A 13,686-nucleotide genomic window follows, 5' to 3' on the forward strand; every position below is an offset into this window, starting at 1 on the left:
TATTTAAAATGAAAAATGTATATCAATTTTGGATGTTGATAGGAGCTATGATCTGGTTTGTTAATGTTCAGGCTCAAGATGATAAGGCTTTTGAATTCCAAGCTACGGGAAATCCTGTAATCACACATAAGTATACTGCTGATCCAGCAGCATTCGTCTACGACGACGTATTTTATGTGTATGCCGGGCAAGATACAGGAGATGGTAGATGGTATGATATGCCTAACTGGTTGGTTTTTTCAACTGAAGACTTTAAAACCTGGAAGGAATACCCGATACCATTGAAAACAAGTGATTTTGAATGGGCCAAAGACCATAGTTCTTGGGCAGCACAAGTGATTGAACGCAATGGTAAATTCTATTGGTACGTTTCTACAGAGCATCAGACAGGAGGGAAAGCAATTGGAGTGGCAGTTTCCGATAATCCCACAGGCCCATTCATTGATGCGCGCGGTACCGCTTTGGTCACAAACGATATGACGACCGAATGCACAAGCATTTCCTGGGATGATATCGACCCAACCGTTTGGATTGATGATGATGGACAAGCGTATCTGATTTGGGGAAATACCTGTTGCTACTATGCCAAATTAAAAGAAAATATGATTGAATTGGACGGTGAAATTGGCACCTTTATTTTGCCCCACTTTACCGAAGCACCCTGGATTCACAAACACGGCGATTGGTATTATTTATCTTATGCTGCCTGGTTCCCTGAAAAAACCTGTTATGCTATGAGTAAAAGTATCACTGGCCCTTGGGAATACAAAGGAATTCTAAACGAAGTGTCCGGTAATAGTAATACCAACCATCAGGCAATTGTGGAATTCAAAGGTGATTGGTACTTCGTATATCATAACGGCTCAATACCAACAGCTGGAGGCAGCTTTTTACGCTCGGTATGTATTGATCGCCTGTATTACAATGAAGACGGAACGATGAAACGTATTCAGATGACAACGGAAGGAGTTGTGCCAAGGGATTACAGATAGAAGTTGCCAATCTTGTATTGGTGAGCGTTTTAGAATGATACATTGCCTTGTCTTTCATATATTCATCATAGGGGGCTAAACCATTTGCTTTACGTCATGAAAATTCAAAATACTATTTTGATCATAGAAAATTCACTAGACCTGAATTGATAAAAAGCTTTTATTGTTGAATTTTGGCAAATTATCGGATGTTATTTTAGGAAATGCAGAACAAAAATTTTATCACCCTTCAATAATGGTTTCGGATATTGAAACAATTTGAAATGAAGTTACTTATCGATATGAAAAGAAATTGAACCTAACAAGCAGGCCTGTAGAATAGTATATGTCACAACTAATAATTTAAAATGGTAGTAGAAAAAAGCGATAGAATTTAATACTAAATTCACAAGTTGTAAAATCAAATTAAATTTTATTCTTTTATCGGAAATCAAATGGGAAAAGTGTTAGAAATGGAATCTTTTATAATGCAGAAGATGGTTGAAGGAGACGAGATTGCCTTCAAATATTTTTTTGACACATACTATGATGATTTATGCAATTTTGTTAACAGTTATTTACGGGATACCACGCTTTCAGAGGATATTGTTCAAAATATTTTTATTTATCTATGGGAAAAGAGAAAATTGCTCCCATCTGATTGTTCTATTAAATCGTACTTATATACTGCGTCAAAGAATAAGAGTCTGAATTTTTTACGTAATCAAAAAAGTAGGAATCAAATTCTTGAAAATTTTAAGATCGCTGGACAAAACGAGTTTTTTGAATATTCATCTGACCAGTATATGGAATTTGAAGAACTAAAAACAATTATTGAGAATGCTGTTAATAATTTACCCGCAAAATGCAAAACAGTATATCAATTAAGCAGAAATGAAGGTTTGACTAACAAAGAGATTGCCGAAAGATTGCAAATTTCTGTTAAAACAGTTGAAAATCAAATTACAATTGCTATTAAAAAATTGAAAGAAAACCTGCAACCTTACCAAGATAGAATATTCATTCTATTTCTATTTTCAAATTTTTTCTGATTTTATTTAGGGGGTATTCGAGACTTACGTGCTATAAGAGTATTAAACACATAGCACAATGGAAACTAAAATTCCTTTTTATAAGATCATTCAAAATATTTCATCTCAGGGGATAGACAACAAAGATGAAATTAAAGAGTGGTTAAATTGCTCATCTGAAAATAAAAAAGTTTACCGGGACCTGAAAGATTTGTGGCAGGTGACAGGAAGTTTTCCAGAACGCTTTTCTCCAGATAGGATAAAGGCGTGGAAAAAAGTGAAACGTCATATTCACTCACAGAAAAGTAAAAATATTATTATCATAAGATTTGCTCAAATCGCAGCTGCTATTGTTTTGGTGTTTCTGAGTATCTGGGTCGGTACCGAAATTGGAGATCGGGGACATTCACCTTTATTTACTGAAGTTATTGCGCCCAAGGGACAAAAAACTAGTATTATTTTACCTGACAGTTCATCTGTTTTACTGAACGGAGGTTCAAGTGTGCGTTATAGCAATGATTTTAACGAAAGTGATCGGCATATTGTACTGCAAGGAGAGGGGTACTTTGATGTGCGAAAAAATCTAAAGAAACAATTTGTTGTTCACACCACAGATATTGATGTGAAAGTTTTTGGTACTTCATTTAATATTAAAGCATATGGGGATGATCAAACAATTGAGGTTGGGCTTAAGAAAGGAAGTATTGGTATTGACAGGAATGGAAAAGAAATATTAAAACTCGATCCGGGGCAATTAGCAACTTTTGACAAAGAAGAAAAGAAATTGGACATACAAACCTTCGATATTGCTGTTGTTTCAGCATGGACGAAAAATGAATTAGTTTTTGAGGAAAATTCTATCGAAGAGATTTTTAAATATTTAGAGCGTTGGTATGGTGTTGAATTTGAAGTTTCTCCCGATGTTTTGAGTGAAGATCGTCTCACCTTTAAAGTTAAGACAGAGTCTCTTAGCGAGACTCTGACATATCTTGGAATCCTTAAACCAATTAAATTCCAAATTGACGGTAAACATGTGATTATTTCAAACCCTTAAAATACAGAATGCCAATGAAAAAAATCACCTAATTAGATTCTAAAAACAAAAAGGTTTGCCCTAAGACAAACCTTCCTAATCAATTTTTATTAACCCAGCTTAGATAATGAGGTTACTGGAATAACCGAATTCATTGAAAGCTGAATTAACACATCAAAATTATGAAAAAAAACTTTAGTTCGGATAGATTTTCCGTTTATCGGTCTATTCGGCGAAAATTTATTTTAAAAATGAAGCTAGTTATAATTCTGACATGTATTATCGGTTTAACGGGGAGTTATGCTTCTGTATACAGTCAAAAAGCAAAGCTGAACCTCAACGTGCAAAACATGACAGTAAAAAATGTTTTAAAGTTAATTGAGGATCAGTCAGAATATACTTTTATGTATAATGCTACAAAAATTGACGTTTACAGAGAGGTTGATCTTAATGTTGAAGAAAGCAATATCGAAGACATTCTTGAAAAGATTTTTGGTAGAGAAAATGTGTCATATACAATAATAAATAGGCATATCATCATTTCATCAGGCATGAATGATTTCATGCAACAAGAAAAGTCTATTTCAGGAAAAGTGTCTGATTCTTCTGGTTCTCCCTTGCCTGGAGTAACCGTTGTGATGAAGGGAACCACTCAGGGAACGATAACAAATGAAGATGGGATTTACTTTCTATCAAATGTAAGAAGTGATGATGTTTTGATTTTTTCTTTTGTTGGAATGAAGACCCAAGAAATACCTGTAGGAGATCAGACAAAGATTAATGTCAAGTTGGTAGAAGAGACTGTTGGAATTGAGGAAGTAGTGGCGATTGGTTATGGGACTGTGAAAAAAAGTGATTTGACAGGTGCTGTTGGCAGTATTAGAGGGGATAAGTTACCCATATTAGGTGAAAGTTCTGTTTCGAAGGCGTTACAGGGTGTGTTGGCTGGAGTTCAGGTAGAATCGGCAGGCGGCGATCCTGGGACAGGAATGAGAGTCCTGATCCGGGGAGTAGGTACCTGGAATAATAATGATCCGTTATATGTATTAGATGGTGTACAAGTTGCAAACATTGATAACATAAATTCTAGTGATATTGCCAGTATATCAGTATTGAAAGATGCCTCTGCTGCGGCAATTTATGGTTCTCGGGCTGCGAATGGAGTAGTGCTGGTAACTACGAAATCAGGAACCGCTGGTAAAACTTCTATGGGGGTGAATGCTTATTTCGGTGTACAGCAACTACCTCATAAAATGGATGTGCTAAATGCAGAGGAATTTGCCCAGGTGGATAATGCAGCTCATGACGCTGCGGGCGTCCCACGTCTTGATTTTTTAAAAGAACCTGGATCGAATGGAGTTGGGACGGACTGGCAGGACGAGATATATCGTATAGCTCCTATACAAAACTATGACCTTAGTGTGAGTGGAGGAGGGAAGGAGAGCAACTATAGTGTGTCATTTGGCTATCTTAGACAGGAAGGCATTGTAAAAGAGACGAACTATTCACGTTATAACCTACGGGTAAAATCCCAAACCACCCTGGGCCGACTCACAATTGGGGAAACCGTTCTTGTTTCCAATGAGAACCGAAAACTTATACTTAGTGGATGGGGGGGGCTCGGAGGTAATGCCGTTGGGGCAGCCCTCCATATGATTCCAAATTTTGACATCTACGATAGTAACGCCATAGGTGGATATGCTGGAGCTTACGGACAGGTCTCAAATGTAGAAAATCCGGTAGCCTTGCTGAATCTGAAAGACCCCAAAAGTCAGACAACGGATATAATGGTAAATGCTTATGCTCAGGTAGATTTAATTAGTGGATTATTTTACAAGCTGAATCTTGGTTATACCAATAGTTTGGTAGCTGACTATCTTTATACAAAACGCTATCAAGTAGGACAGTTCTTTACTAATCCGACAAACAACCTGACTGAAGGTAGCAGTAGAAACCCTTTTATGATGGCAGAAAATACATTGAACTATGAAAAAACGTTCGGCAAGCATAATATCCGAGGCTTAGCGGGGTACACTATGCAAAAAAATCAGTACAGAAATATATCTGCAACCGCCCAAGGCTTGCCTGATGGAATAGCTGTACTGGATGCGGGTCAGGGTACAAAGTACAATGGAGGTTCGGAAACGGAAAACACGCTTGTTTCCGAATTTGGCAGGATAGACTATACTTATGACCAACGTTATATGTTAACAGTTAATTTTCGCAGGGATGGCTCATCACGTTTTTCACAGAAATACCGTTATGGGAATTTTTCTTCTGTTGCTGTAGCATGGAATATTGCCAAAGAACAATTTTTTAGCACCTTAGTTTCAAAGGTGTCATCATTGAAGCTAAGGGGTAGCTATGGTAAATTAGGTAACCAATTAATTCCAGATTATGTTTATATCCCCGTTATCAGGCTCAATCAAAATTGGGTAGCAGGAACAGATCAACATTTGTGGCCAGGTGCCATCCAAACAGATCTTGCAGCTCCTGACATTCAGTGGGAAAGTACAAAGACATTTGATATTGGGCTGGATCTTAGTGTATTCAACAATAAAATAAACCTCACTGCAGATTATTACAATAAGGAAACATCTGGTATTTTGGTAGGGATGCCGATTCCAGGCTCTGTGGGGGCTAATAATGAACCCACAGTCAATGCTGGTAACATTCGGAACCGTGGATTGGAATTAGCTCTATCGTATGCGGGAGGACATGAATTCAGGTATAATATAAATGGAACTCTCAGCATTAACAGAAATCGCGTGTTATCCTTAGCGGGTGGAAGACCATTGCATGGCCCTGTTAATATCACAAAAGAAGGAGGTCCGGTCGGTGCTTTTTATTTAATCAAAACAGACGGAATTTTTAATTCAGAGCAGGAAGTACAATCCCACAATAAGGACGGGAATCTTATACAACCTAATGCAGCTCCCGGTGATATTCGCTATGTAGACGCTAACGGGGACGGTATGATCTCAAGTGCTGATCAGGTATATTGTGGAGATCCCAGCCCTAAATTTTCGGGTGGCATTGGTTTTAATATTTCTTGGAAAGGGTTCGATTTATCAGCGTTTATGCAGGGAACATATGGTAATAAAATCTATAATGGAATTGGTAGAAATCAAATGGTATTGTACGTGGGCAATGAGGGTAATGTACTTAGCTCTTTGTTAGATTCCTGGACACCTGATCACCACACTAATATTCCAAGATTAATCTTGACTGATCCCAATAATAATAGTCGTTATTCTGACCGTTTTCTCGAAGATGGTTCTTATCTGCGTATGAAAACCATGCAGCTCGGTTATACTTTTAATTCGAATATGATTAAACCGGTAGGTTTTTCATCCCTTAGAGTTTATGTAAGCTCCGATAATGTATTTACCATTACAAATTATTCAGGGTATAATCCTGATATTGGGAGAGGTGGAAGTGTATTAAATCGTGGTGTAGATTTTGAATCAGTAGCCTATCCATTGGCTCGCACTATTGCGCTTGGTGTCCAATTAGGTTTATAATTTTTAATTTATTTTATTATGAAAAGGATTTTTTCAATATTATTTATAGTAATATTTTTCGTGGGATGTGGAGACGATTTTTTAAACGAATCTAATCCTAATACCATTACAAAGGAAGCTTTTTGGAAATCTGAGGGTGATGTACTAAAGGCTTTGGCCGGCACTTATAATTATTTAGGAAACTTAGATAACGGTGGGTATTATGATCACAGTGGGATGGATTTGACTATCGATAGGGGAGATGATTTCACTGCTGCTAATTCTTTTAACTATTTACCTGGGATAGGAAGCAATGTATGGAATGGGGCTTATAAAGGGATATTTCGTGCAAATCAAATAATTGAAGAGACACCACAAATATCTACTATAAGTGATGATAGTAAGAAGCGTTATATCGCAGAAGTAAAATTTCTAAGAGGCCTGAATTACTTTCACCTAGCTAGCAACTGGGGAGCTGTCCCGATTCATTTGACAACACCTAAAAGCATGGATGAATATTTTGTAGCTAAATCTCCTGAAGATTCAGTGTATATACAGATTATTAGTGATTTTACTGATGCTGCAGAGGGCTTGCCAATATCTTATTCATCAGAATGGGTTGGAAGAGCAACAAAAGGAGCGGCACTGGGATTCATGGGGAAGGCCTATTTATATCAAAAAGATTATGCTAAAGCGGAAATCGTATTTGAACAATTAATGCAGCCCCCTTTCTCCTATGCTCTTATGAACAACTATGCTGATAATTTTGATTTGCAACATGAAAATAATATAGAGTCAGTATTTGAAATACAAGTGCAGGATGTAGGAGGAACGTATATGTGGGCTAGTGATGCAAATGAAAACTTAGGAACCAGGTTAAACATGGAGTATATGCCCAGAGAGGTTGGTGGTTGGAGTCAAGTGTATACTACAAATAAAATATTAATGGAATTTCAAAAAGAGAAAACTACAGATGGCGAATTTGATCCCCGTATGGTAGCCACATTAATATGGGAGGGAGAACCCGGACTTTTTTATCAAAGACCAATATCTGACTTTTTCCCAGACCTATATGATACAAAATGCAAGCTTAAGAAGTATCTGAATTGGCAACAGGAAAACGAAGAGATTGGAATTAATGGTGGTGTTCACTCAAGCAGTATTAATATAAGAGCCCTGCGTTATGCTGATGTTCTGCTGATGCATGCCGAAGCGGTAACTATGCAGGGCCGCCCACAGGATGCTTATAATGATGTAAACCTTATAAGACAACGCGCTCATCTTTCTGACTTACCTGCAGGATATAATCAGGGGCAGATGATGGCTGAAATACGCCATCAGCGTATGATTGAATTCGTCTTTGAAGGCCAGCGTTTTTATGACCTGAGACGGTGGGGTTTATTGCAACAGGAAATCAGTAATAGTGACAAAAGAGGAAGGGAAAATTTCGATCCAGAAAAACATCAGTATCTTCCTATCCCCCAGTCAGAAATGGATAATAATCCAAAAATGGAACAACTGCCAGGATGGTAATTAAAGAATCACTGCTTTTCCAAGATGGAGGCCGATTTGATTCTGGTAAGTTCTTATAATCAGGAAGTGCCCCAATTGGGGCACTTCCTGAACCTGTAAATTTTAAATGTCGGTAAATAAACGTACAATAAATAAACTAAAATTTTATGACTCGTAATCAATTCATTTTTACAACTTTGTTGTTGGTAGTTCTCACAAATTTTGCTTCTGCACAAGGGAAAGATAAAGCTAAAAGCGCCTCTAAAGGTATATCTTCTGCAACGCCATGCATGGACGTACTGGGGCTATTTACTGCTAGTAATGTTCCGGAGTTTGGCCCAGATGAAACTCCAGCGGTTGCAGGTAACTGGAGGTTTGGAGAAACTCCTCCCAATTTGCCCGGGAATGGTTTAGCTCAGCATCCAATGCTCTTAGTGGGTGAAAACTACGACAAAATGTTCCTGATTAATGAAGGAAAAGTGATTTGGACATATTCTACGGGTACAAGCTACGAATATGACGATGTGTGGATGCTCTCTAACGGTAACATCCTGTTTACCCGTCAGGAATATGTAGCAGAAATCACACCAGATAAAAAAGTAGTATGGCGCTATGATTGTAACATTGAACCTGGACCTGATCATACCGAGATACACACTTGTCAGCCCATTGGATTAGATAAAGTAATGTTTATTGTGAATGGCTTGCCACCAAAGTTGATGATTGTTAATATAAAAACCGGAGACGTTGAGGTAGAGCATGAGCTTCCATATACGCACCCTGCAAATCCCAATGGCATCCATGGGCAATACCGGAGGGCCCGTGTTACCGCTGACGGGACTTATCTTATTGCCGTTTTTGGTCTTGGATATGTAGCGGAATACGATAAGGACTTTAATGAGATTTGGAGGTATAACTGTAAGTTGCCTTGGTCGGCTCTTCGTTTAAAGAATGGCAATACGTTAATTACCAATGAAGCTGATGCACTGACACTGGAAGTTAATTCCAAAGGGGAGACGGTATGGGAATTCAATACCAGAACCGATCTGCCAGAGGCTTATCGGTTTGCTTCAGCTCCTCAAACCTGTACCCGTTTAGCCAATGGTAATACCATTTTTACATCACGTGGAGACAATGATGGTAATGGTCCACAGATGGTAGAAGTAACAAGAGATAAGCAGGTTGTGTGGGTTATGCAAGATTGGAAGACGCTTGGTCCAGTCACTACAGTTCAAATTCTTGACGATCCAGGCATTCCTGAAATTCCGGGTCAATCAGAGCATTGATATGAAATTAACTGTTCTAAGGTAGATTGTTTTGTAAAGCAGCAAGCACTTTAAATCGTTTAGATTCTTGTTTATGTGATTGATTAATATGTGCTTAACGTAAGTGTAGTTTCTTTCGGTGTCCACTTTGTCGACGAAGAAAGTTAGTCACCTCTTTTCAAGACGATACGGACGGAAAAAGATGGCGTATGTGATCGGTTGTCAGGTCAACCGATCACTATGTCTTCCAAAAAAATAAATGGAGCTATCATTAAAAGTACTGCAAGGCAAGAATATCGTTGCGTAATGATACCATAAGGAAGGATTCCAAATTGTCCTTCATGACCTTTGTTTCAGCCCTATAAATTCCGCAGTTTGCATGTAGAAAATGGAAAATTACGGATTTCATTGACTTTTGATTTTAACCTTGAATTAATAATAATATTTAATCATCATGAAAAATATTCTTCAAAAACTAGTATCTTTTTTTAGTGCCAGGTGGACTAAAATAGTGAGCATTGCGATGGGGATGGCGGCCTTAGTTTGGTTCCTAATCAGGGTTATCCCAAAACCAAGCCGCGCTTCATATCCGTGTCAGCAGGCCGCATTCCCGTTAGCCAGTGCTTTTGTAATTTGGTTGACTGGTTTAATAGGAAGTTTAGCAGGAATCAAATATTTAGGAAAAAGACTGGGTAACTATCGCTGGGTTGCTATTGGAAGTTCTGCGATGGTTGTTGTCGTTTTGTGCGTGTGGTTACAAATTATTCCGTCTAGTATTTTAGATTCTTTTGCGTTAGGTTCGGGTGATGGATATCAACCTGCTGTCGGTTTCAATTGGATACCAGGCCCATCGAATCAGCCGATTGGTGATGCAAAGGGGGTTTATCCGGGCCGGGTTGTGATGACCCGAAATCCGGAAGCAACCAAGTGGTCTGGTAACTGGCAGCTAAATGAAGACCAGTGGTGGTTGGATGAAAATACCGATACTGAAAAAGTCGCAGAAATGTTATCCGTGACTTTACAGGAACTTACCGGAACAAAAAAAGACAAAAAAGCCTGGGACAAAATTTTTAAATATTATAATAAAAATAGTCGGGGTTTGACAAAAAGGGGATACGAACCGGGTGAAGTCGTCGCTGTAAAAATTAACTTAAATAACAGTGGCGTTTCAAAAGTTGATAACCAATCGGATGCTTCACCACAAATGGTTTTGGCGATGATTCGCCAATTGGTGAATGAAGCTGGAATTCCACAAAAAGATATTTTTATTTACGATGCCCGCAGGCAAATTTATCCGTATATGTTGACTACAATATGGAAGGAATTTAAAGATGTTCGATTTTTGCAGTGGGGCGAGGCTCAGGATGCTCAGCCTGTTAATCCGGCATACGGTGATCATACCGGAATAGAAGCAGTTGACTGGGTGGAAGGCATTAGTTATTCGGCAGGCAAGTTTAATGAGGCGAAATTGATTCCCCGACAGGTAAAAGAAGCAACCTATCTTGTAAATTTTGCGATGCTTAAGTTGCATTCATATCCTTACAATTATATGGAAGATGGTGATGAAGGTCAAACTGCTGTTACCATGTCTGCAAAAAATCATGCGGGCTCCATTAAAGGAACTCCTGAATTGCACGATTACCTGGATACAAAGAAATTGGGAACTAAAAATGCCTACTCACCTTTGGTTGATCTGGCTACATCGCCAAATCTTGGAGCCAAAACAATTTTGTACTTACTTGATGGATTATATTGTGGACGAAAATGGCGAACCTACCCATTGCACTTTCCCAATCCACCATTCAATAATAAGGTTGAGCCTTACGAAAATTCGGAGTGGCCGGCATGTTTATTGGCTTCGTTTGACTGTGTTGCGCTTCAGTCCGTTGGTCTGGATATTATGTACGCGCAAAGCAAAAACAATAATGAAACTGCTTACCACGATGTGCCACGAATTTTAGTTCGCGATAATGCGGATGATTTTCTGCGAGAAATGGCAGATCCGGATCATGCACCTTCTGGGACACGATACATTCAGGGAGGCAAGCCAATTGAGAGTTTGGGGGTTTTTGAACACTGGGATGATGATCTTACGATGAGATACTCGCGTAACCTGGATCCAAAGAATGGAAAGGGAATTGAGCTAATCTATCTTCCTTTGTAAATTTAATTAGTTAACTACATATCACTTGGGACAAATCTAAACCACGTTCTCTAAAAATATGACTGTTTTTACTACGTTAGCTGTCTTCGGACAGCTTTTTTATGTCTGAAAATTGGCAAATAATGATAGGTAATATAAAATAGATATATTGGAAAAACTATAAGACGTTAAGCAAAGGAACAAAAAGACTAAAGTTGACAAAAAGCTAGAAGTTTTTGTCCTCGGGTTTGATCAAGATAACTTGAGTTTCAAACCTACTATATATATTAGCTTATCCAATGCCATTTATGATGAAGATGATGAAATTATATTGAATGACATTTAATGATAAGAATAGATAAAACTAAATTTCACTTTTTCATCCTGTTTTCCAACGAAATTCACTCATGTCCGAAGTTCAACCGAATAATTTAATTAGGAAGTATACAACCAGAATTATATTCTTTTTAATATATATGTGACTAAAGGACAATATTTTTAAATTTGCAGTCATGCAAACCATTGGAGGCATATTGGAGAAGGACCTAATTGTTCGTCTCAAAAGTGGAGACCAAACTGCTTTTGAGTTATTATTCCATTTTTATTACCCGGGACTTGTGATATATGCCTCGCAATTTACCCTCGATACGGAAGATGCTGAAGAGATTGTTCAGAGCTTTTTTGTGCGTTTCTGGGAAAAACACACGCAATTGATCCCAAGAGAATCACTTAAAAATTACTTTTTTTCATCGATAAAAAACGGAAGTCTTGATTTTTTGAAACATCGAAAAATTGAACAAAAATACATCGATGAAATGAAGGAATTATCAAAAAATCATTTTGCGTATGATATTGATTTGTATGTGCACTCTGAACTTCAGGAAAAACTGAAGCAAGGGATTGATCTCCTTCCGGAAAAATGCCGCGATATTTTTATGATGAGTCGTATTCGTGGCCTCAAAAATGAAGAAATTGCTGAAGAATTAAATATTTCAAAGCGAACTGTAGAAACGCAGATCAGCAAAGCCTTAAAAATCCTTCGTGTTGAACTGAAAGACTACGTTGGATTATTATTCCTTTTAGGGCTTTAAAAACCCAAAATCTAAATTTTATTCATTTTTTTTCAAATTGCGTACGTGCATTTGTTCATTCAATCGTATTTAATACAAATTCAGGAAAAACTGAAAAATTCAAAGAATGACAAAAATCCGACATAATACGCAGCAATACGCAGAATTTCTTCAAAAAAGGAAGGAACAAGATGTTGAAGCACAAATCACAGAAGCAGAAGTCATTGTTCATAACATTGACAAAGTTGATTCAGGGAAAGCATTTGCGCTGGTAAAAAAGCAAATTCAAGAAAGCAAAGGTAATCTTCGTTATATCAATATCCTTAGTCGGGTTGCGGCAATTCTTTTTGTTCCTGTTCTAATTGCATCCATCTTGTTTTTTTATAAAATGAAAAATGAATTTGGTACAGATCAATTTGCAATGCAAAAAATCTCCAACCCCTTGGGGATTCGCTCTGAAATAGTATTGCCAGATGGATCAAAAGTGTGGTTAAATGCAGAAAGTACCATTAGTTATCGTATCCCATTTGATCGTAAAACCAGAAATGTAAAACTTATTGGGGAAGCATTTTTTGACGTACAAAAAGATGAGCATAAACCCTTTGAAGTGGAGTCGGAAAATGTAAGCGTAACCGTATTGGGAACCCGATTCAACTATAAAGCATTTCCCGAAGACACAGTTGTAGAAGTTGTTTTGGAGGAAGGAAAGGTGAGATTGAACTCAATCGATCAAAAAGTTGGTGGTGAAGTTATTATGAAGCCTGGAGAGCGGGCTGTGGTTAACAAGGCTACCTATCAAACAGAACTTGCAGCCGAAGATATAAATAAGTTTATTGGCTGGCACGAGGGGAAATTAATTTTTGACGATTCTCCTCTCTCAGATGTAGCAAAACGTTTGGAACGTTGGTTTGGGATTGAAGTAAAAATAGCTGATCCGGAAATAATGAATAATAGAATTTCAACGACATTCGAAAATGAATCACTTCGTCAAATTGTGACCATGTTGGAATTAGCTTCTCCAATATCAATTAAGCTAATTCCTGCTAATCAGGATAAAACCAGTAGAGAAATATTAATAATATCCAATAACGAATAACAGCCAATGAAAATTTAAAATCACTGGGAAAAGAAAGGAAGTGCGTCAACACTTCCTTCCAA

General features: G+C 37.8%; 9 protein-coding genes. All 9 read left to right on the top strand.

Annotated features, from left to right (window positions below; translation table 11 throughout):
• The first annotated feature begins 8 nt into the window (after nucleotides 1–8).
• A complete protein-coding gene (locus ACUNWD_RS02225) occupies nucleotides 9–992 on the top strand; it encodes a glycoside hydrolase family 43 protein (RefSeq protein ID WP_445586129.1) in 984 nt (327 codons plus the stop codon).
• Nucleotides 993–1,468: 476 nt separating this feature from the next.
• A complete protein-coding gene (locus ACUNWD_RS02230) occupies nucleotides 1,469–2,023 on the top strand; it encodes an RNA polymerase sigma-70 factor (protein ID WP_445586349.1) in 555 nt (184 codons plus the stop codon).
• A 58-nt stretch (nucleotides 2,024–2,081) separates the two neighbouring features.
• Nucleotides 2,082–3,056, top strand: a complete 975-nt coding sequence (locus tag ACUNWD_RS02235; protein ID WP_445586130.1) for a FecR family protein — start codon at nucleotides 2,082–2,084, stop codon at nucleotides 3,054–3,056.
• A gap of 230 nt (nucleotides 3,057–3,286) precedes the next feature.
• The gene (locus tag ACUNWD_RS02240; RefSeq protein ID WP_445586131.1) at nucleotides 3,287–6,559 is read left to right on the top strand and encodes a TonB-dependent receptor; all 3,273 of its coding nucleotides are present in this window, start codon (nucleotides 3,287–3,289) and stop codon (nucleotides 6,557–6,559) included.
• An 18-nt stretch (nucleotides 6,560–6,577) separates the two neighbouring features.
• Nucleotides 6,578–8,071: a RagB/SusD family nutrient uptake outer membrane protein gene (locus tag ACUNWD_RS02245; RefSeq protein ID WP_445586132.1), complete on the top strand. Its 1,494-nt coding sequence runs from the start codon at nucleotides 6,578–6,580 to the stop codon at nucleotides 8,069–8,071.
• A gap of 146 nt (nucleotides 8,072–8,217) precedes the next feature.
• Nucleotides 8,218–9,336 (top strand): hypothetical protein, encoded by a 1,119-nt coding sequence (locus ACUNWD_RS02250; RefSeq protein ID WP_445586133.1) that lies wholly within the window; start codon nucleotides 8,218–8,220, stop codon nucleotides 9,334–9,336.
• 433 nt (nucleotides 9,337–9,769) lie between these two features.
• A complete protein-coding gene (locus ACUNWD_RS02255) occupies nucleotides 9,770–11,479 on the top strand; it encodes a DUF362 domain-containing protein (RefSeq protein WP_445586134.1) in 1,710 nt (569 codons plus the stop codon).
• A 491-nt stretch (nucleotides 11,480–11,970) separates the two neighbouring features.
• On the top strand, nucleotides 11,971–12,549 hold the full coding sequence (locus tag ACUNWD_RS02260; RefSeq protein ID WP_445586135.1) for an RNA polymerase sigma-70 factor: 579 nt from the start codon (nucleotides 11,971–11,973) through the stop codon (nucleotides 12,547–12,549).
• A gap of 106 nt (nucleotides 12,550–12,655) precedes the next feature.
• Nucleotides 12,656–13,624, top strand: a complete 969-nt coding sequence (locus ACUNWD_RS02265) for a FecR family protein (RefSeq protein ID WP_445586136.1) — start codon at nucleotides 12,656–12,658, stop codon at nucleotides 13,622–13,624.
• The last annotated feature ends 62 nt before the right edge of the window (nucleotides 13,625–13,686 follow it).

Source organism: Sunxiuqinia sp. A32, assembly GCF_052690465.1.

Excerpts from the sequence above, each read along its gene's own strand:
- ACUNWD_RS02260 (WP_445586135.1), top strand. The coding sequence starts at position 11,971 with ATGCAAACCATTGGAGGCATATTGGAGAAGGACCTAATTGTTCGTCTC.
- ACUNWD_RS02250 (WP_445586133.1), top strand. The coding sequence starts at position 8,218 with ATGACTCGTAATCAATTCATTTTTACAACTTTGTTGTTGGTAGTTCTC.
- ACUNWD_RS02245 (WP_445586132.1), top strand. The coding sequence starts at position 6,578 with ATGAAAAGGATTTTTTCAATATTATTTATAGTAATATTTTTCGTGGGA.
- ACUNWD_RS02265 (WP_445586136.1), top strand. The coding sequence starts at position 12,656 with ATGACAAAAATCCGACATAATACGCAGCAATACGCAGAATTTCTTCAA.
- ACUNWD_RS02240 (WP_445586131.1), top strand. The coding sequence starts at position 3,287 with ATGAAGCTAGTTATAATTCTGACATGTATTATCGGTTTAACGGGGAGT.
- ACUNWD_RS02235 (WP_445586130.1), top strand. The coding sequence starts at position 2,082 with ATGGAAACTAAAATTCCTTTTTATAAGATCATTCAAAATATTTCATCT.
- ACUNWD_RS02225 (WP_445586129.1), top strand. The coding sequence starts at position 9 with ATGAAAAATGTATATCAATTTTGGATGTTGATAGGAGCTATGATCTGG.
- ACUNWD_RS02255 (WP_445586134.1), top strand. The coding sequence starts at position 9,770 with ATGAAAAATATTCTTCAAAAACTAGTATCTTTTTTTAGTGCCAGGTGG.
- ACUNWD_RS02230 (WP_445586349.1), top strand. The coding sequence starts at position 1,469 with ATGGTTGAAGGAGACGAGATTGCCTTCAAATATTTTTTTGACACATAC.